Source organism: Bacillus tuaregi (assembly GCF_900104575.1).
Classification (GTDB): domain Bacteria; phylum Bacillota; class Bacilli; order Bacillales; family Cytobacillaceae; genus Bacillus_BD; species Bacillus_BD tuaregi.
Window position 1 is genome coordinate 947,782 of the sequence record NZ_LT629731.1, and the last position, 19,226, is coordinate 967,007.

The 19,226-nt window shown below is 39.3% G+C and carries 19 protein-coding genes and 1 other annotated feature; of the genes, 14 read left to right on the forward strand and 5 right to left on the reverse strand.

Going from position 1 to position 19,226, the window contains the following annotated elements:
• Positions 1-109 precede the first annotated feature (109 nt).
• Positions 110-335, forward strand: a binding site (T-box leader).
• 122 nt (positions 336-457) lie between these two features.
• From leuS to BQ5321_RS06900, 3 genes are all read left to right on the forward strand, one after another.
• Positions 458-2,878 carry a leucine--tRNA ligase gene (leuS, locus tag BQ5321_RS06890; RefSeq protein WP_071393790.1) on the forward strand — a complete coding sequence of 807 codons (2,421 nt, stop codon included), beginning with the start codon at positions 458-460 and terminating at the stop codon, positions 2,876-2,878.
• A gap of 99 nt (positions 2,879-2,977) precedes the next feature.
• The gene (locus BQ5321_RS06895) at positions 2,978-3,283 is read left to right on the forward strand and encodes a rhodanese-like domain-containing protein (protein WP_071393791.1); all 306 of its coding nucleotides are present in this window, start codon (positions 2,978-2,980) and stop codon (positions 3,281-3,283) included.
• A gap of 133 nt (positions 3,284-3,416) precedes the next feature.
• Positions 3,417-3,602 carry a sporulation protein Cse60 gene (locus BQ5321_RS06900; RefSeq protein ID WP_071393792.1) on the forward strand — a complete coding sequence of 62 codons (186 nt, stop codon included), beginning with the start codon at positions 3,417-3,419 and terminating at the stop codon, positions 3,600-3,602.
• A gap of 23 nt (positions 3,603-3,625) precedes the next feature.
• Here the strand turns inward: BQ5321_RS06900 and BQ5321_RS06905 are convergent, their stop codons facing one another.
• A complete protein-coding gene (locus BQ5321_RS06905) occupies positions 3,626-4,894 on the reverse strand; it encodes a BaiN/RdsA family NAD(P)/FAD-dependent oxidoreductase (RefSeq protein ID WP_071393793.1) in 1,269 nt (422 codons plus the stop codon).
• Between the two features lie 183 nt (positions 4,895-5,077).
• Between BQ5321_RS06905 and BQ5321_RS06910 the strand changes: the two genes are divergently transcribed.
• Positions 5,078-6,694 carry a putative polysaccharide biosynthesis protein gene (locus tag BQ5321_RS06910; RefSeq protein ID WP_071393794.1) on the forward strand — a complete coding sequence of 539 codons (1,617 nt, stop codon included), beginning with the start codon at positions 5,078-5,080 and terminating at the stop codon, positions 6,692-6,694.
• A gap of 58 nt (positions 6,695-6,752) precedes the next feature.
• Here the strand turns inward: BQ5321_RS06910 and BQ5321_RS06915 are convergent, their stop codons facing one another.
• Positions 6,753-6,974 carry a hypothetical protein gene (locus tag BQ5321_RS06915; RefSeq protein WP_071396805.1) on the reverse strand — a complete coding sequence of 74 codons (222 nt, stop codon included), beginning with the start codon at positions 6,972-6,974 and terminating at the stop codon, positions 6,753-6,755.
• 128 nt (positions 6,975-7,102) lie between these two features.
• On the opposite strand from BQ5321_RS06915, the gene BQ5321_RS06920 reads away from it, so the two are divergent.
• The gene (locus tag BQ5321_RS06920; RefSeq protein WP_071393795.1) at positions 7,103-7,822 is read left to right on the forward strand and encodes a pseudouridine synthase; all 720 of its coding nucleotides are present in this window, start codon (positions 7,103-7,105) and stop codon (positions 7,820-7,822) included.
• 41 nt (positions 7,823-7,863) lie between these two features.
• Here BQ5321_RS06920 and BQ5321_RS23660 read toward each other — a convergent pair whose 3' ends face one another.
• On the reverse strand, positions 7,864-8,085 hold the full coding sequence (locus BQ5321_RS23660; RefSeq protein WP_084786922.1) for a DeoR family transcriptional regulator: 222 nt from the start codon (positions 8,083-8,085) through the stop codon (positions 7,864-7,866).
• A gap of 473 nt (positions 8,086-8,558) precedes the next feature.
• On the opposite strand from BQ5321_RS23660, the gene pepV reads away from it, so the two are divergent.
• The 5 genes from pepV to BQ5321_RS06945 all read left to right on the forward strand — a co-directional run bounded on the left by pepV (position 8,559) and on the right by BQ5321_RS06945 (position 14,980).
• A complete protein-coding gene (gene pepV / locus BQ5321_RS06925) occupies positions 8,559-9,980 on the forward strand; it encodes a dipeptidase PepV (protein WP_071393796.1) in 1,422 nt (473 codons plus the stop codon).
• Positions 9,981-9,986: 6 nt separating this feature from the next.
• Complete coding sequence (gene thpR, locus BQ5321_RS06930; RefSeq protein WP_084786676.1) at positions 9,987-10,643, forward strand: RNA 2',3'-cyclic phosphodiesterase; 657 nt, start codon at positions 9,987-9,989, stop codon at positions 10,641-10,643.
• Between the two features lie 153 nt (positions 10,644-10,796).
• Positions 10,797-11,762: a nuclease-related domain-containing protein gene (locus tag BQ5321_RS06935; RefSeq protein ID WP_071393797.1), complete on the forward strand. Its 966-nt coding sequence runs from the start codon at positions 10,797-10,799 to the stop codon at positions 11,760-11,762.
• Between the two features lie 68 nt (positions 11,763-11,830).
• The gene (gene pulA / locus BQ5321_RS06940; RefSeq protein WP_071393798.1) at positions 11,831-13,972 is read left to right on the forward strand and encodes a type I pullulanase; all 2,142 of its coding nucleotides are present in this window, start codon (positions 11,831-11,833) and stop codon (positions 13,970-13,972) included.
• Positions 13,973-14,200: 228 nt separating this feature from the next.
• A complete protein-coding gene (locus tag BQ5321_RS06945; RefSeq protein WP_071393799.1) occupies positions 14,201-14,980 on the forward strand; it encodes a phosphotransferase family protein in 780 nt (259 codons plus the stop codon).
• Here BQ5321_RS06945 and BQ5321_RS06950 read toward each other — a convergent pair.
• Positions 14,975-15,253, reverse strand: a complete 279-nt coding sequence (locus BQ5321_RS06950) for a YtzH-like family protein (protein ID WP_071393800.1) — start codon at positions 15,251-15,253, stop codon at positions 14,975-14,977. The genes BQ5321_RS06945 and BQ5321_RS06950 overlap by 6 nt on opposite strands.
• Positions 15,254-15,422: 169 nt before the next feature.
• Between BQ5321_RS06950 and trmB the strand changes: the two genes are divergently transcribed.
• Both trmB and BQ5321_RS06960 read left to right on the forward strand, forming a co-directional pair.
• Entirely contained in the window at positions 15,423-16,070 is a 648-nt protein-coding gene (gene trmB, locus BQ5321_RS06955) for a tRNA (guanosine(46)-N7)-methyltransferase TrmB (protein WP_071393801.1), read from the forward strand.
• Positions 16,071-16,222: 152 nt separating this feature from the next.
• The gene (locus tag BQ5321_RS06960) at positions 16,223-17,062 is read left to right on the forward strand and encodes a YtnP family quorum-quenching lactonase (RefSeq protein ID WP_071393802.1); all 840 of its coding nucleotides are present in this window, start codon (positions 16,223-16,225) and stop codon (positions 17,060-17,062) included.
• Positions 17,063-17,104: 42 nt separating this feature from the next.
• Here the strand turns inward: BQ5321_RS06960 and BQ5321_RS06965 are convergent, their stop codons facing one another.
• On the reverse strand, positions 17,105-17,419 hold the full coding sequence (locus BQ5321_RS06965; protein WP_071393803.1) for a PepSY domain-containing protein: 315 nt from the start codon (positions 17,417-17,419) through the stop codon (positions 17,105-17,107).
• A 240-nt stretch (positions 17,420-17,659) separates the two neighbouring features.
• On the opposite strand from BQ5321_RS06965, the gene BQ5321_RS06970 reads away from it, so the two are divergent.
• Positions 17,660-18,733: a M42 family metallopeptidase gene (locus BQ5321_RS06970; RefSeq protein ID WP_071393804.1), complete on the forward strand. Its 1,074-nt coding sequence runs from the start codon at positions 17,660-17,662 to the stop codon at positions 18,731-18,733.
• Between the two features lie 106 nt (positions 18,734-18,839).
• Positions 18,840-19,154 carry a thioredoxin family protein gene (locus tag BQ5321_RS06975; RefSeq protein ID WP_071393805.1) on the forward strand — a complete coding sequence of 105 codons (315 nt, stop codon included), beginning with the start codon at positions 18,840-18,842 and terminating at the stop codon, positions 19,152-19,154.
• The last annotated feature ends 72 nt before the right edge of the window (positions 19,155-19,226 follow it).

The following is a 19,226-nucleotide window of genomic DNA, read 5'->3' on the forward strand; positions in this document are numbered from 1 at the left end:
TATGGTAACAATTGTTAATATTCTAGAATATATTGTGTAGTACCTTTTCTGTTGACTTGCATATTGACGTAAAATTATATACAATATCACTATAAATTTTTCTATAATTAGAACGACATTGACAAGGAATAGTAGTGATGCTTTAAACCCGTATTAGAGAGCTGACGGTTGGTGTAAGTCAGTCGGGATCATCATGAACTCGCCTTGGAGTTGCAGATGTGAACACTTAGTAATGTCTGCCGTATTCCGCGTTAAGGATAAATGAAGCGAGTGACTTTTTCACTAATGTGGGTGGTACCGCGGGAGTAATCATACATAATCCTCTCGTCCCAATTTTGGGATGAGGGGTTTTTTATATTCTTTTCTAAGTTATAGAGAAAATGCTTCATAACCATTTGTAATGATAATCAAAAAGGCTGATTTATTAGCTAGTTATTAAATGTAGGAGGAAATTAAGATGAGCTTCAATCATCATGAAATTGAAAAGAAATGGCAGACGTATTGGGGGGAAAATAAAACCTTTAAAACAAGTGAAGATAAAGGGAAACGAAAGTTCTATGCCCTTGATATGTTTCCATATCCATCAGGTGCCGGTCTTCACGTTGGACATCCAGAGGGCTATACAGCAACCGATATTCTTTCCAGAATGAAAAGAATGCAGGGCTACAATGTCCTTCACCCAATGGGCTGGGATGCATTTGGATTACCGGCAGAACAATATGCATTAGATACCGGAAATGACCCTGCTGAATTTACTGAGCATAATATTAATAATTTCCGCCGCCAAATTAAAGCATTAGGTTTCTCCTATGATTGGGATCGTGAAATCAATACAACCGATCCAAAATACTATAAATGGACGCAATGGATCTTTTTAAAGCTTTATGAAAAAGGTCTTGCCTATATTAGTGAAGCACCTGTGAATTGGTGTCCTGCTCTTGGAACAGTGCTCGCTAATGAAGAAGTAATCGATGGAAAGAGTGAGCGTGGCGGACACCCAGTAGAGCGCCGCCCAATGAAACAGTGGAATTTAAAAATAACGGCCTACGCTGACCGTTTATTAGAGGACCTTGAAGACTTAGATTGGCCGGAAAGTATAAAGGATATGCAACGTAACTGGATTGGGCGTTCAGAGGGTGCAGAGGTTCATTTCCAAATTGATGGATATGATGCGGCCTTTACCGTTTTCACTACACGTCCTGATACATTATTTGGTGCTACTTATGCGGTGCTTGCGCCTGAGCATGAATTGGTGCAAAAAATTACCACTGCCGAACAAAAGCAGGCAGTCGATACCTATATTGAACAAATTAAGAGTAAGAGTGATCTAGAAAGAACAGATTTAGCAAAGGATAAAACAGGTGTCTTTACCGGAGCCTATGCGATTAATCCGGCGAACAATGTGAAAATTCCAATTTGGATTGCTGATTATGTATTAGCAAGCTACGGAACAGGTGCGATTATGGCGGTACCTGGACATGATGAACGTGATTATGAATTTGCCAAGAAGTTTAATTTGGAAATCAAAGAGGTTGTGGCAGGCGGAGAGATTGAGAAGGAAGCTTATACCGGTGATGGCCTTCATGTGAACTCTGATTTTCTAAATGGATTAAATAAAGTAGAAGCGATTAGCAAAATGGTTGCTTGGCTTGAAGAAAAAGGAATTGGGTCGAAAAAAGTAACATACCGACTACGTGATTGGTTGTTCAGTCGTCAGCGTTATTGGGGCGAGCCGATTCCAATTATTCACTGGGAGGACGGGACGATGACTGCTGTTCCGGAGGAGGAGCTGCCGCTCGTACTACCGGTTACAAAAGAAATTAAACCCTCTGGTACAGGGGAATCTCCATTAGCGAATGTGGAGGATTGGGTCAATGTCGTTGATCCGGTTACTGGTAAGAAAGGACGCCGGGAGACCAATACAATGCCGCAATGGGGCGGAAGCTGCTGGTACTTCTTACGTTTTATCGACCCACATAATAATGAAGTATTAGCTGATCCTGAAAAATTGAAAGAGTGGCTTCCTGTTGACATTTATATTGGAGGAGCAGAGCATGCAGTATTACATTTGCTATATGCTCGCTTCTGGCACAAGTTTTTATATGATATCGGTGTTGTGCCAACAAAGGAACCTTTCCAAAAGCTATTTAACCAAGGAATGATTCTTGGCGAAAATAATGAAAAAATGAGTAAATCAAAAGGGAATGTTGTGAACCCTGATGAGATTGTCAATAGCCATGGTGCTGATACATTGCGTCTATATGAAATGTTCATGGGACCACTTGATGGTTCGATCGCTTGGTCTGCCAATGGTGTTGATGGTTCACGACGCTTCTTAGATAGAATTTGGCGCTTGTTTATTGATGATAACGGTAATGTAAATCCGAAGATTAAGGATAATGAAACAGAAAGTAATCTTGAAAAAGTCTATCATCAAACGGTTAAAAAAGTGACGGAGGATTATGAGGGCTTACGTTTTAATACGGCCATTTCACAGCTGATGGTCTTTATCAATGAAGCAAATAAAGCAGAGGTGCTGCCAATTCATTATATGGAGGGCTTTGTGAAATTACTGTCTCCAATTTGCCCGCATATTTCTGAGGAATTATGGGAAAAGCTTGGCCACACTGCTTCTAGTATTGCCTATGAAGCATGGCCAGCTTATGATGAAGCAAAGTTAAAGGATAATGAAATAGAAATCGTTATTCAAATTAACGGGAAGGTCAAAGCAAAGCTAGTCGTACCAGCAAACACAAACAAGGATGCGCTGGAGCAAATTGCGATGGATGACGACAAGGTAAAAGCGCAAATCGACGGCAAGACCGTCCGTAAAGTCATTGCGGTTCCTGGAAAACTCGTTAATATTGTTGCGAATTAAATAATAATGTAGTATGGATTAAGGGTCATAACGGTATTTCTTCCTTGTAAGAGGAATGCCGTTATTTTATATGAACAAAGAACATTAGGGGTGTAATACATGAGTCAAATAGCAGTCATAACAACAAATGAATTAATGGAAAAGCTCGAAGCAGGGGAGAAGCTGGAGCTTGTAGATGTAAGAGAACATGATGAAGTGGCCATGGGGATGATACCAGGGGCCAAGCATATTCCAATGGGAGATATCCCGGCAAGCTTAGGTTCTTTTGACAAAGACAAAGAATACATTATGGTTTGCCGTTCAGGCTCAAGAAGTGCCTATGTTTGCGAATTTATGCAGGCACAAGGCTATAAAGTCCGCAATATGACAGGCGGAATGCTTGATTGGAGAGGTAAAACAGAATAAGCCTAGTTCAGGACCACAGATTACATTCTTTCTGTGGTCCTTTTTATGTAGGTATTTTTCGAATAATATAAAGATTAAAAAATGAAAATAATGGGAAAAATAGGGGTGATTTCGTTGGAAGGGAGGAAGCAGAATGATTCAAGTGAAGGTATTTGATCAGGAGCACGAGAAGAATTTAGAATCAGAGATGAATGATTTCTTAAAGGATTTAGATGAGAAAAAATTGCTAGATATTAAATATAACGTAGCAGCAATGCCTGATGAGGAGGATGAGGAACAAATTTATTGCTTTTCAGCTATGATTATCTATCGAGCCTGACAGAGCAGGCTCGATCACTTTTTTTACTTCAGCATTTTGCTGTATTGGGCAGCACTTTGACCTGCAAGCCTTCCTGTTACGAAAGCAGCTGTAATATTAAAGCCACCGGTATAGCCATGGATATCAAGGATTTCTCCGCAAAAATACAAGCCTGGCATTTTTTTTGAGGCCATTGTTTTCGGTTCAATTTCTTTCGTGGATATACCTCCGCCGGTTATAAATGCTTTTTCGAGAGACAGCGTACCGTTTACTGTAAATCGGAATCTTTTACAGCTTTCAACAAAGTCTCGTAGCTTATCATTTGATAAAGTGGCAGTCTGTGCCATTGGATCGATTTGATTGTACTCTAAGAGGAAAAGCAGATAACGCTCTGGCAGTAAATTTTTTAACACATTCTTTACATTCTTTTTCGGCTCTGATTTTATCAGCTGCATAAGCTCCTGAAATAGTGCCTCCTCTTTTTTCTCAGGAAAGACGTCTAGATTAACAAGCACCTTCTGCTGAGGTGATTTTTTTAATTCTTTTACAATAAATTGGCTGCAACGAAGGACAGCTGGGCCGCTTATGCCGAAATGGGTGAAAATCATATCCATCTTATGTGAAACAACAGCCTTGCCCTTTTGATTTAACACACTTAAGGCAACTCCACGTAAGGATAGTCCCTGTAATGTTTTTTCTTTAATAAAGGGCTCGTTCGAGGTTACTGGTACTTCGGTAGGAAACAGCTCTGTAATTGTATGACCTGCTTTTTGAGCCCAGGCATAGCCATCCCCTGTCGAACCAGTGTGTGGAACTGATTTACCGCCGACAGCAATGACAACTGCTTTTGTATCATATTTCTTCCCACTTTTTAAAAGAATGGATTTCATTTCGTTTTCACCATATACAATTGTTTCGACTGGACAATTGGTTTTAATTTCAACATGCAGGCTTGAAAGCTTACGTAGTAAGGCATCTACCACAGACTGTGCTTTGTCAGTGACAGGAAACATCCGTCCATGATCCTCTTCCTTTAATTCAATTCCTAATTTCTTGAAAAAGATAATAATATCCTCGTTGTTAAAAATAGAAAATGCGCTATGTAAAAATCGTCCATTTCCAGGGATGTGTTTAATTAATTCATCAGTTGGCAGTCGGTTCGTTACATTACAACGACCTCCGCCTGAAATAGCCAGCTTTCTCCCAAGCTTGTCGCCTTTATCAAGGAGTAGTACCCTTGCTCCTGATTCACCAGCTGTAATAGCTGCCATCAATCCAGAAGGACCCCCACCAATTACAATAACATCATACATATCTTAATTCCCTTCCTATTAAGTACTAGAATTCTTTATGAAAGAAGAGTAAACTACAAATAGTGTGTTTTCAAGTCAAAATGTTAATGATTAGGAAGAAAGGAATAAAATTAATCATTATTATGCTTTTTTCTATGAGAAGGATCAATTATATATTCCTACGTTGAGAAGGAGAAGGAATTAATGTCGTCTAAGCTTTTAAGAGGTACGTTTATTTTAACTCTCGGAACTATTATTTCTAAAGTGCTTGGTTTATTTTATGTCATTCCTTTTGATGCTATTGTTGGAAAAGAGGGGACAACACTCTATCAATATTCGTATGTACCTTATACCATATTTATTAGTATTGCCACTGCTGGTATTCCTCTAGCCATTTCTAAATTTATTTCGAAATATAACGCGCTCGAGGAATACGCGGTAGGAAGAAAACTATTTAAATCTGGTTTAGTAGTGATGTTGATTACGGGGGTTGTTTCTTTTTTAATTTTATATTTCTCTGCCCCTATTTTAGGTGAGATGGTGATTCGGGATGACGATCAGGAGACAAAAATAGAGGATGTCATCACCGTTATTCGTGCAGTCAGCTTTGCTCTGATTGTGGTCCCTTTTATGAGCTTGATCAGAGGCTTTTTCCAGGGACATCAATCGATGGGCCCATCAGCCGTATCACAGGTAGTAGAGCAAATTGTTCGGATTGTTTTTCTTTTAGCAGGTGCTTTTATTGTCCTATATGTCATGAATGGCAAAATGGCAACAGCAGTCAGCGTGGCTACGTTTGCAGCTTTTATTGGAGCCATTGGCAGCCTAGCTGTTCTATTTTGGTATTGGTATAAACGCAAGCCACATCTCGATGAGTTGCTTTTACAGGATAAAGGGACAGTTGATATTTCCTTAAAGTCTATGTATAAAGAAATTGTTTTCTATGCAGCGCCCTTTGTATTTGTCGGCATTGCGAATCCATTATTTCAATTTATTGACCAAATGACGTTTAATAGAGCAATGGTTGAAATCGGGCTGGCCTCGGAAGCTGACTTTGCCTTTACAACCTTAAATTTTTATTCTCATAAATTGGTGATTATCCCTGTTTCCCTAGCAACCGCTTTTTCATTAACGCTAGTACCGAATATCACCCAGACCTATGTTGAAAATGATAGAAAAGGGTTGAACCGTCAGTTGAATCAATCGTTCCAGGTTTTATTATTCCTGACGTTACCGGCGGTAGTGGGAATGTCACTATTGGCAGAGCCGATTTTTACGGCATTTTATGGACATGATGTGCTTGGCACGGAGGTATTGCGGGCATATGCACCGGTTGCGATTCTTTTTGCTCTCTATTCTGTCACGGCTGCCATTATGCAGGGAATTGATGAACAGCGTTTTACGATTCTAAGTCTATTAGTCGGGCTGCTTATTAAACTTAGTTTAAATATTCCATTGATTAAGCTTATGCAAACGGAAGGGGCTATCCTAGCAACAGCGCTTGGTTACGGAGCTGCCATTATGATAAACCTGTTTGTCATAAAAACCTATACGCAGTACTCGTTTCAACTTGTATTTCGGAGAATTCTCTTAATCATTATTCTTTCTGTGTTAATGTTCGCCGGTGCAGGGGGCACATATTGGCTACTTACGCTTTTCTTATCTCCAGAATCGGTATGGCAGTCACTTATTATCATCCTTGTTTGTGCTGCAATTGGTGCAGGTATTTATTTAATCCTTGGTTTGAAGTCTAAATTAGTAAATCGTTTGTTTGGAGCAAAAGTGGACAGAGTCATGGAAAAGCTACATCTGAAAGGATAGAATAAGGGTCTCCGAAATGGAGACCCTTATCCTTTTGCAAAATAAACAACACGGTACTTTAATAATATTGTTCTTCCTGACGAATACCAAGTCTTCTTTCAATTCTGTCTAGACGGCGATCAACTTGGTCCATTCGACGGTCTAATCTTTCAATCTGACGCTCTAAGCGTTCAATCCGTTGATTTACGTTTCCACCAGGAAATCCAGGGAAAAATTGAGCTCCCTGCTGGCGATAATCAATAAGTGGATATACTTGATCAAATGGTCGGTAATTCATCATCATTGACACATCTCCTCGCTTTTTTTTATGTGTAAATGCACTAAAAGTAGCTGCACGATTACATACTATGGTTTTTTTATGAATTGGAAATGGATAATAGCCTATAATGGGATAGAAGGAGTGATATTGTGCGTATTGATAAAATGTTAGCGAATATGGGATATGGCAGTCGAAAGGAAGTAAAGGACCTGCTCAAGAGCGGAGTTGTCCAAATAAATGATGTTATCGTGAAGAATGGGAAGGAACAAGTTAATCCAAATAAGGATACAGTAACACTACAGGGTGAAGTCATTGAGTATAAAGAGTATATTTATCTTATGATGAATAAGCCACAGGGGGTGATTTCTGCTACAGAGGATAACCATGATGAAACAGTCATTGATTTACTTGAATTGGAGGATGCCGTTTATTCGCCCTTTCCAGTCGGAAGGCTTGATAAAGATACAGAGGGCTTGCTGCTTCTGACAAATGATGGTCAGCTGGCCCATCAGCTCTTGTCACCGAAAAAACATGTTCCCAAAACGTATTTTGCTGTGATCGATCAAGAGGTGTCTGAAGAGGATGTGATGGCCTTTGCGGCGGGTGTCACATTAGATGATGGCTATGTAACAAAGCCAGGTAAGCTAAAAATATTAAAATCAGGGATTCGTTCTGATATTGAGTTAACGATTACAGAAGGTAAATTCCATCAAGTTAAAAGAATGTTTGAAGCGGTGGGGAAAAAGGTTGTTTACCTGCAAAGAATTTCAATGGGGCCTATACAATTGGATGAAAGTCTTGAACTCGGAGAGTACCGTGAGCTAACTGATGATGAAATGGCGGCATTGAGGGAAGCAACCGCAAAATAAGCTGCCCTCTTATAGAAGGCAGCTTATTTTGCGGTTATTTGTTACGATGTTAATTTTACTTTCTTTTTAGTTGTTGTCCATTTTCCTCGACTTGGGCTCTTGACTAAATCGTTGTACGCTAAGACATTTAAGTCTCTTTGTATCGTTCGAGGTGTAATTCCGAATTCCTCTACAAGTTCTTGGGTTGTAACGGTTCCTCGATTATTAATAAACATATAGACGGATTTGATACGGTTTAACATCCGGTTAGTTGACGGTTTCAATAAACCACTCCCTATCCTAATTTCAAACCTAGGACAAATTCCAGCATCCAACACTTTAGTGAAGATCGTAATCTCCGAGAATATTCGCTTCTTTTCCCCAGACAACCCCTTTTCTACTACATATAGTAAGTACTTGTTGCTTTACCTCTACCTATATAATATCCATATTATCATAAGATTTCCACTATGTAGGACTGATTTTACAAAAGTTTAACGACATTTGAAATTTATGTCAGAATAAATAGCGGGATAATATGAATATCTAAAACTACACTATGCAGAACATTCAATTAATATTAAAAGATTTCAAACATTATTGAGTACTTTTTTGCATAATCAATGCTGGTATGGTAATGATTTTAAGAGTAGGATGAAATAGAAAGCATACTTATTATATATTAAGATTATGATATGCTTTAGTTAGGTGCTGAGAAATTTCAGCAGCCAAGTTCTTGTTGTAATGGGGGTTTCAAATGGTACATATAAATTGGTCTGATGAAGTATTAAAAAGAAAAGATGCACTGCTTAAGGATACGCAAAGTATTTTACGGATTAAGAGTGTTTTAGATGAGGAAAATGCTACAAAGGATGCTCCACTTGGGAAAGGTGTAAAAGAAGCTTTGATGTTCATGCTTGAACTAGGTGAGAAGGATGGCTTCCAGACAAAGAATACGGGGAATTTAGCCGGTCATATTGAGTTTGGACAGGGGGATGATTGTGTAGGGATTCTCTGTCATGTGGATGTAGTTCCTGAAGGTGACGGATGGACAAGTGATCCGTACGGAGCGGAAATTCGGGATGGAAGGATTTTTGCTAGAGGGGCGCTTGATGATAAAGGTCCAACTGTGGCTGCCTATTATGCCATGAAAATAGTTAAAGAATTAAAACTACCTTTAACTAAACGTGTCCGTATGATTATTGGGACAGACGAGGAAAGTGATTGGAGATGTGTGGACCATTATTTTGAACATGAGGAAATGCCAACGGTCGGTTTTGCACCAGATGCCGACTTCCCTATTATATTTGCTGAAAAAGGGATTTGTGATTTTGATCTTGTCCAAACCATGAGGAAAGAAACGAATATAGATCAGGATGTGAAATTAGAAATAATCAGCTTTGAGTCTGGTAAACGATATAATATGGTCCCGGATTTTGCGAAAGCGGTTATGCATGTTCAAAAAGAGAAGACAGATGTCATTCAGAGATTTAAAGACTTCCAACAGGAGCATGGGTTAAAGGGGAAATGTTATGTTGATAACGGCAGTTTAATCATCGAGCTTGAGGGAGTTTCAGCACATGGGATGGAGCCGAATTTAGGTAAAAATGCCGGTCTTTATTTAGCTCAGTTTATTTGTGAAAACAAGCCGGATCAACAGGCTGCTCCTTACTTTGAGTTTGCTTCCCGCTACTTGTTCAGGGATTCTAGGGGCAAGCAATTGGGCTTGGCATACTCGGATAATCTTTCCGGTGAACTGACTATTAATGTAGGGAAAATGACGTACCAGAGTGAAAGGGGAGGCATGTTTGGATTGAACCTGCGCTATCCCGTCACAACTGAAATTGAGAAAACGAAGGAGCTGCTTGAACTATTAGGCAGTCAAAAAGGCTTTAAGATCGAGAATTTATCAGATTCAAAGCCGCATCATGTTGATGAAAATCATGAATTGATACAAACGCTAAAAAAAGTATATGAAGAACAAACTGGTGAGACAGCGGAGCTGTTAGCGATTGGAGGAGGCACCTATGCACGCTCGTTAACATCCGGTGTTGCTTTCGGCCCTCTTTTCCCAGGTAGAGAGGATATCGCCCATCAAAAGGACGAGTACATGTATATCGATGACTTACTGAAGGCTACCTCCATTTATGCGCAAGCCATATACGAGCTTGCGAAGTAACAGGTTTTGAAAGAAAAAGCACCCGTCATCATACGGGTGCTTCTATCAGCTTTATCGAAGAATGCCATATTTAGGCTAACAAAAAGTGAGGTAAAAGCGGTGAATACACATTACTTTTGGGCTCTTTCGATTCCACAGGCAGCAAAAAATGCCATCGCTCATCAGCTTGAAGAGGTAAGGGGGCATTTCCCGTTTAAACGGTGGGTGGATAAGGATGATTACCATATAACCTTTGCATTCCTTGGTTCTGCTGAGAAAGACTTACTACAAAGATCGATTGATTTAATAGGGGAAAGCATAAAAAGTGAAAAAACCTTTCCTTTACAGGTTCAAGGACTTGGTGTATTTGGAAATAAAAAATCCCCGCGTATCTTCTGGGCATCAATCAAACAGGAAAATATGCTTGAGAGTGTGCAATCACTTGTTTTTACAGCATGTTTAAAGACAGGCTTCACACTCGAGAAACGTCCGTTTACTCCGCATATTACATTGGCACGGAATTGGCAGGGGACTGAATTTAATCATGCCTGGTTGGTTTCCGAAAATCCATTTCAGCAGGACCCTATTACCTTTACAGCTAATGAAGTGACCTTGTATAAAACAAATCTAGAAAAAAGACCGAAGTATGAACCCATTGCCACCTTTTCCTTGGCTACTGAATAGAATATAAGAAAAAATAAGCATTAAGCTTAAGGTTGCAGGTCAAGAGTAGGCACTTGTGCATCTTACAGTACAAAGATAAACTAATAAGGAGAATGCTGATAATAGAGCAGACGGACGTTAACAAGCAATGAGAAGTAAAAGAGGAAGAAAATAATGGGACAGTTAATAAAGCTACAAGATTATGCATCACGTTATGAACAAAATATTTTTCACTATCCTTCCCGCTTTGTCACTTTAAAAAAGCAGCAATGGGAAAAGCTGCGTTACAACTGGGAAACACCGAATCATCCAATTACTATAGCTCAACCAACGGAATGGAAAATGGAAGAGAAACAGCCTTTTCTCACTAAAATAAAAACAATGTTTAATCGAAGAAATGATAGAGAAGCGACTGAACAATTGGAGGTTAATCGTGTTTTTGAAGAGCAGGAAGATATCGATCAATTCTCTGCCATGGTTCACCATGCAGACAATCTAGAGGAATTGAAGCAGCAATTTCTTAATCAGCTTTTTGATTTTCAATTGAAATGGGCAACCTCGACCCTTGCTGAAAAATCTATTATGAATAAGAAATTCTTTTTTGATGAACATTTGCGCTATTTCCTTCAGCGCTTTCCAGATACGTATCTCGTTCTATATCGACCGATATTTCTGTTAAAAAAGGCGAAAATTGAAGTAGAGCCGATATTGATAAGCCCGACAGAGGTTTGGTGTATAACCTTTCTTGAAGAGCAGGATTTATCCGTGTTTGTCGGGTCCAATCAAAAGTTTTGGGAAGTAAGAGATAAGCAGGGTGAGAAAAAAATCGTTAATCCCATAATTCCTGCTAATAGAACTGAGAAAATAGTGAAAAATATCTTTCAATTATATGATATTGAACTACCTGTTCACAAAGTCATCCTGTCAAGGAACGGTTATATTGATTATCCATTACCTCCCTATGATGTGACCCTAATTGATAAGCGAAATTACGAGGAGTGGTTTTCTAGCTTACGTGGGCTTCGTTCGCCATTAAAATCAACACAGCTTAAAGGAGCCAAGGCATTATTGGATTATTGTCAGACAACATCTATTAGGCGTATGGAGTGGGAGACAAATAGTGGAAATGACGAATGCTAGTGTTTTTTCTATTTCTTGCCTTGACTACAAGATTTTCAACAAAGAGGAAGTGAAGGGAATGAAGAAACATGATCGCGATTGAAAGGGACTATCAAGCCTATTTAGATGAGATGAAAGTGATTACCATCATTATTCCTCATCCTTTTCACCACGACGATGAATATTCCTTTTCATTGGTATGTGATGGAGGTGAATATCCTCTCACGATTGTTGAGCGTGTACAACTGAATGATTTTATGAAATACATTTGCCACGTACAGGCAGAGCTCGAAATTGGCAGTCAATATTGGATTCAAGATCAGCGGAATAGGAAGACTGATTTGCAGATTGGAGCAGTGACAAGAACAAGGGCATTTGATGAAGCCTTTTATTATGACGGGACGTTAGGTGCAGCGTATCATTCGGAATACACCGTTTTTAAGCTATGGGCACCTACGGCTACAGGAGTAAAGATAAAATTAAACACAGCTGATAAATCCAGTCAGGAAATGATGGATTTGCAAAGGGAAGATAAAGGAGTTTGGACAATAACCGTTCATCAGAATCTTGAGAATTACCTTTATACGTATTTAGTCTGTGTCAATCTCCAATGGAAGGAAGCAGTTGACCCTTATGCTGTTGCTGTTACAGCTAACGGAGAAGAAGGAGTTATCATAGATATAAATAAAACAAATATGTCAAAACACGTGCTGCCTCCAATTGAGAATGCTGTTGATTGTATCATTTATGAAACTCATATGAGAGACTTGACGATTCATCCTAACAGTGGTGTTGTGAATAAAGGTCTTTATTTGGGTGCTGCTGAAATCGGCACTAAAACCAGTAAAGGAAGCTCAACAGCCCTTAGCTATATAAAGGAGCTTGGTGTAACGCACATCGAGTTTCTACCACTCAATGATTTTTCGGGTGTAGATGAGCTCGGACAGAAAAAGGAATACAATTGGGGCTATAACCCCCTTCACTACAATGTTCCTGACGGAAGCTATAGTACGGACCCGCGGGATCCTTATCGCAGGATAAATGAGTTAAAAACACTAATTGATACGATTCATCAAAATGGACTTCGTGTGATTTTTGACGTTGTTTACAATCATGTTTTTGATAGGGAAGCCTCGAGCTTTGAAAAGATAGTTCCCGGCTACTATTTTCGCCATGATCAACACGGGATGCCCTCGAATGGAACAGGCGTAGGGAATGATATCGCTTCTGAGCGAAAAATGGTAAGGAAATTTATCCTCGATTCTGTATTATTTTGGCTTAATGAATATCAGGCTGACGGTTTTCGCTTTGATTTGATGGGAATTCTTGATACCGACACGATGAAGGAAATTAGGGCTGCTATAAATCAAGTGGATTCCTCTATCCTAATCATTGGTGAAGGCTGGGATTTGAATACGCCACTTCCACTAGAAAGAAAAGCGAATATTCGAAATCAAAATAGCTTACCCCGTATTGGACAATTTAATGATTGGTTTCGTGATTCCATTAAAGGAAGCACCTTTAATATGTACGATTTGGGCTATGTGTGTGGAAATGACCATTATTATGAAATGGCAAGGCAGGTTCTTGCCGGCAGTATTGGCATTGAAAATAAAGAAGGCCTATTTTTAGAACCGGATCAAAGTGTTAATTATGTGGAATCCCATGACAACCATACATTGTGGGATAAATTGATCGTGTGCTTACAAACTGAAAAGCAGGAAGAGCTTGAAAGGGTTCATCGATTAGCAACCGTGATGGTCCTTCTTGCACAGGGTGTCCCCTTTCTCCATAGCGGACAGGAATTTTTCCGGACGAAGCGGGGAGAAGGTAATAGCTATAAATCAAGCAATGAAACGAATTGGCTTGATTGGAATCTGCGTGAACAGTTTTGTCAACATGTCGAGTATGTAAAAGGAATCATTAAGATTCGTAAATCACATCGTGGCTTTCGCTTACCCACTGCGGCTCTAATTCGAAAGCATATGCATTTTTTGCCCCTCCAAAAACCACTGATTGGATGGGCTCTACAGGATGTTAAAGCGTATGGACCCAGTCAATCCATTGTTGTGCTCCTCAATCCTACCAAAAAAGAAGAAGGTGTTGAATTGCCTGAAGGAAACTGGGTTATTTTGGCTGACGCAGACCAAAGTGGTACACTTCCTATTAGCAGAGTGAGTCATAAAATAAGTTTAAAACCAATTAGCTCATATGTATTATATAAGGACTGAATTTCAAATTGACTGATGAAAAGACAAGGATAGTCTTGACGGCGTATAGATGTGAGGATAAAATTTAAAAGATGGCTATTGTAAAATACTTTTATATCACAATAGCCTTCTTTTTCAAAAATTCGACTATGAAATATCAGCGCAAGCTCCTGGCGTCTAGGCTTCCTCCTATCGGAAAACAGACGCTTAAAGCTATTTTAGGCAGTAATTAGAAGCAGGTGAACAGCATTGGAACACTTTTTTGGACATGATTGGGAGATTGTTCCCGCAGGCGGAGCAACTGGGGAAGCCTTTTATGCACAACATGAAGAAAATCAATATTTTCTAAAACGAAATACTTCTCCATTTTTGGCGAGCCTATCAGCGGAGGGCATTGTTCCTAAGCTTGTATGGACCAAAAGATTGGAAACCGGTGATGTGTTTACTGCGCAGCAATGGTTAAACGGACGGGAACTACAGCCCTCAGAAATGAACCAGGCAAGTGTAGCGAAGCTTCTAAGGAAAATCCATAAATCTAAGCCACTGCTAAGCATGTTGAAGCGTCTCGGGAAAACTCCTTTGCAGCCTGTGAAAATTTTACAAGCGATAAAGCAGGAGCTGGATGAAGAAATAGGTCAGCTTGATTCTGTAAAAGCTGCGCTTGTCTTTCTTGGGAAGAATGTAAATCGAATTCACTATGAAAACAAAGTGGTATGTCATTGTGATGTAAATCATAATAATTGGCTGCTTGATGAAAATAACCAGCTCTATTTAATCGACTGGGATGGGGCTGTTGTTGCAGACCCAGCCATCGATATCGGGACATTGCTGTACTGGTATATCCCGCGCAATGAATGGGAGAAATGGCTGAGTCTATATGGATTATCACTAGATGATCATTTGCTGATAAGAATGAAATGGTATGTTATAGCACAGACGCTCTCTTCTATTCAATGGCATAAGGATAAGACACGTCTGCCTGAAATGAAAAAAGAAATTGACAGGCTACATCAATACCTGTCATTATGAAAACTGGTCTATATCATCAACCCATTGCGATAGCTGCTCTTGATGTGATTCAATATGAGCATCTAAGTTGGAAGCATTAATTCCGCTTTGACTATAAGAATAAACTTCATTGAGCACCTGCATGCTATTATGATCGATATGGCCATTAACCATTAACGATTTAATTAAGCGCTCTAATTGCTGGCACTCAGCTACAGAGCCGCAGCAGTCTGTTTGATGATTAGATAAAATATCCTTTAGTAAAGTAACTTGATCATGATATTCAAGTGGCATGGTCAAACATCCTTTCTGTCAGTCTCCTATGTGAAAATATAAAGGAGAATTCACAATTATTTTGTGAGTTCTTTTTTAATTTATTCCTATCGAATGGAATTATTTTGGGCTGTGGATATATGCTAACAAGTAAAGAAATGTACGAAAAATTCTCTATAGGGGTGTCACCATGCGGTTAAGAAACAAACCTTGGGCAAAGGAAAAAATTGAGCAGTACCCACAATATGTCGTAGCTGCTCCTGATGAATTAAAAGGGAAGTGGGATACGGTTTATGAAAATAACCAACCTCTTCATATTGAGATTGGTACTGGAAAAGGCCGTTTTATTACGGAGATGGCAAAAGCCAATCCTTCTATTAATTATTTAGGAATTGAGCTGCAGGAAAGTGTAATTGTATCAGCGCTTGACCGTTTAATAGAAGCGGAGCTACCAAACGTAAAGCTTTTGAATGCTAATGCAGTCGATTTACCACTATATTTTGCAAAGGGTGAGGTCTCAAGAGTTTATTTAAACTTCTCGGACCCTTGGCCGAAAAGCCGTCATGAAAAGCGACGCTTGACCTATAGGTCGTTTTTAAAGATATATGAGGAAATTCTCCCTGTGAATGGTGAAATACACTTTAAAACCGATAATCAGGGCTTGTTTGAATACTCCCTTATGAGCTTTTCAGCTTATGGTATGCTGCTTAAATATCTCAGCCTTGATTTGCATAACAGTACCTATGAAGGCAATATTATGACTGAGTACGAGGAGAAATTCTCTGAAAGAGGCAATCGAATTTATCGCTGTGAGGTACAATTCCAAAATGAAGGTTGATCCATGGGTCAGCCTTTTCTTATTTTTATGATGTAGGTACTTTGAGCTTAAAATTTGCAATTTTGGAAAAATTATACTATATTTCTCGCATAAAAGATTATAGTTTCTGGACTGTTTTTTAAAAGGAGTGCGAAAGGATAAGGAGGGCTTTGATGGAAACATTACAGTTACGTAACAGCAGGCTGACGTGGTTAAATGGCGGTGTTAATTATCTAGATGGTGGTGCAATGTTCGGCGTTGTTCCAAAGCCGCTATGGGCTAAGAAATATCCTTGTAACGATAAAAACCAAATTGAACTTAGGACAGACCCCATTCTTATCCAAATGAATGGCATCAATCTGTTAATTGACTCAGGTATCGGGAATGATAAATTAACGGAAAAGCAAAAGCGAAATTACGGTGCAGAAGAGGAAGCAAAGCTGGAGACATCACTTGAAATACTTGGATTATCGCTCCAAGACATTCACTATGTATTAATGACACATTTGCATTTTGACCATGCCTGTGGTCTTACAAAACCGAATGGTAGTCATTATGAGCCAGTTTTTCCAAATGCAAAAATTATCGTTAATACAATTGAATGGAATGAAATGCGTCAACCTAATATTCGCTCGAAAAGCACTTACTGGAAAGAAAACTGGGAAGCGATTGCCGGGCAGGTAGAATTATTTGAGAAGGAGTGGTCATTCGGAGATGTGAAGCTAATACATACAGGAGGGCATAGTGACGGCCACTCCATTGTTGTCATTGAGGATGATGGAGAGACTGTTGTCCACATGGCAGATATCATGCCAACACATGCTCATCAGAATGTGTTATGGGTAATGGCATATGATGATTATCCTATGAATTCGATTGCTGCAAAGCAGAAATGGCTTCAATTTGGCCTTGATCGGAATGCCTGGTTTACCTTTTATCATGATTCGTTCTACCGAGCTGTCAAATGGAATCACGAAGGAAGATTGACAGAAACGGTTAAAAGAGAACGATAAAGTGTTTTACTATAAAATAAAAAACCCCGAGATCGGGGTTTTTTAGCTTAGCGGATAAGCATCAAGGATGGCTCCTGTGCTAGTATCCACAATAAATTCATATTGTTCATTTTGACCGTCAACATTTCGAGAAATACCGCCGATATAGACTTCGTACTCCAAAAATGACTTCGAATAAGGCTGTTTTTCCATTTGAATCCATGAGCCTGTTATGGGACCATGCTTTTTAAAGGCAGCTTTTGCATTTGCCAGTGCTTTTTCGGCTGAAATGGTTTTATTTTTATCTATTGCTTGATTAAGAATAATACCGATTGCAACACCGGAACCTACACCGGTTAGAAAGGTTTTCCAATTCACGAAAGAACCTCCTTATAGTTTTTGACTGCTCGTCACATAATTCTCTTCCCTATCTTATCAAAAATCTGGACAATACATAACTGTTTTCATTCATTTACATCAATTGTTGAAAAATAGTTGAAACATGGAATGGGAAGACTATGATGTGAAAATGGTGGAGAAGCAATATTTTAGGTACAATAAGGAAGAAAGACTATCATACATAATAGAATGAGTAAAATTTGAGGAGTGTGAGCCGGGTTGAACGAAAAAACTTTACAATTATTTAAAACCTTAACAGAGCTACCGGGAACAGCAGGAAATGAACATGCTGTTCGCAGCTTTATGCGAGAGCAAATAAGTCAGTACACAGATGAGATTGTTCAAGATAAACTAGGGGGCATTTTTGGTGTTAAAAGAGGCGACGATAGCGGTCCAACCGTAATGGTTGCTGGTCATATGGATGAAGTTGGCTTTATGGTCACTTCGATTACTGAAAATGGAATGATTCGCTTCCAAACCCTCGGAGGCTGGTGGAATCAAGTAATGCTGGCAACAACGGTCGAAATTATCACCAAAACTGGACCTGTCCCTGGAGTAATCGGTTCGATTCCTCCACATCTTTTAAGTGAGGAACAGCGAAAAAAACCAATGGAAATAAATAATATGCTGATTGATATTGGGGCAGACGATAAAGAAGATGCCATTAGAATTGGTATCAAGCCAGGTCAGCAGATTGTTCCAGTTTGTCCTTTTACTCCGATGGCCAATGGCAAAAAAATTATGGCTAAGGCATGGGATAATCGGTATGGTTGTGGTTTAGCGATTGAACTTCTTGAGGCACTTCAGAATGAAACGCTTCCGAATATACTCTATTCAGGTGCAACTGTTCAGGAGGAGGTTGGTCTCCGCGGAGCACAGACAGCAGCAAATATGATCAAGCCAGATTTGTTCTATGCACTAGACGCAAGTCCTGCTAATGATATGTCAGGTAAGAAGGATGAATTTGGTCAGCTTGGAAAAGGTGCTCTGCTGCGAATACTAGACCGGACGATGGTGACACATAAAGGCATGAGAGAATTTGTTCTAGATACTGCTGAATCACATAAAATTCCATACCAATACTTTGTTTCACAAGGCGGTACGGATGCAGGTCGAGTTCATGTTTCGAATGAAGGAGTACCGAGTGCGGTTATTGGTATCTGTTCACGCTATATTCACACACCAGCAAGCATTATTCATATTGATGATTATGCAGCGGCAAAGGAATTAGTAACCAGACTGGTCAAAGCATCTGACCGTACAACCTTAAATACAATTTTACAGAATAGCTAACTGACTTGAGTCAAGCATATCAATGGTTAGCTTGGAACAATTTTGTTATGATCATCATAATCATAATAGAATTCCGCTTAATGATAATAAAATGGAGGAAATAAAATTGAAGCATTTAGAGTCAGTTGAACAATTTACAGAATTACGTGATAATGGGAAACACATCTTTTTATTTTCTGCAGACTGGTGTAAGGACTGTCGTTTTATCGAACCATTTATGCCTGAAGTTGAGGCGAAATACAGTCAATTTTCCTTCATCCATGTTGATCGTAATCAATTTATCGATTTGTGTATTGAACAGGATGTTTTTGGGATACCAAGCTTTATTGCCTACGAGGATGGCCAAGAACTAGGTCGATTTGTCAGCAAAGACCAAAAGACCCAGGAAGAAATTGAGAAATTTATTGAAAACTTATCATAAATATGCACTCTTGGATAATCCCCTTCTCTTTGAGATAAGGGGATTTATCATGTAGAATGAAAAAAGAAGGCT

Coding starts and splice junctions, on each gene's coding strand:
- leuS (WP_071393790.1), top strand. CDS start 458: ATGAGCTTCAATCATCATGAAATTGAAAAGAAATGGCAGACGTATTGG.
- BQ5321_RS06895 (WP_071393791.1), top strand. CDS start 2,978: ATGAGTCAAATAGCAGTCATAACAACAAATGAATTAATGGAAAAGCTC.
- BQ5321_RS06900 (WP_071393792.1), top strand. CDS start 3,417: ATGATTCAAGTGAAGGTATTTGATCAGGAGCACGAGAAGAATTTAGAA.
- BQ5321_RS06905 (WP_071393793.1), bottom strand. CDS start 4,894: ATGTATGATGTTATTGTAATTGGTGGGGGTCCTTCTGGATTGATGGCA.
- BQ5321_RS06910 (WP_071393794.1), top strand. CDS start 5,078: ATGTCGTCTAAGCTTTTAAGAGGTACGTTTATTTTAACTCTCGGAACT.
- BQ5321_RS06915 (WP_071396805.1), bottom strand. CDS start 6,974: ATGATGAATTACCGACCATTTGATCAAGTATATCCACTTATTGATTAT.
- pepV (WP_071393796.1), top strand. CDS start 8,559: ATGGTACATATAAATTGGTCTGATGAAGTATTAAAAAGAAAAGATGCA.
- BQ5321_RS06935 (WP_071393797.1), top strand. CDS start 10,797: ATGGGACAGTTAATAAAGCTACAAGATTATGCATCACGTTATGAACAA.
- pulA (WP_071393798.1), top strand. CDS start 11,831: ATGATCGCGATTGAAAGGGACTATCAAGCCTATTTAGATGAGATGAAA.
- BQ5321_RS06950 (WP_071393800.1), bottom strand. CDS start 15,253: ATGCCACTTGAATATCATGATCAAGTTACTTTACTAAAGGATATTTTA.
- trmB (WP_071393801.1), top strand. CDS start 15,423: ATGCGGTTAAGAAACAAACCTTGGGCAAAGGAAAAAATTGAGCAGTAC.
- BQ5321_RS06960 (WP_071393802.1), top strand. CDS start 16,223: ATGGAAACATTACAGTTACGTAACAGCAGGCTGACGTGGTTAAATGGC.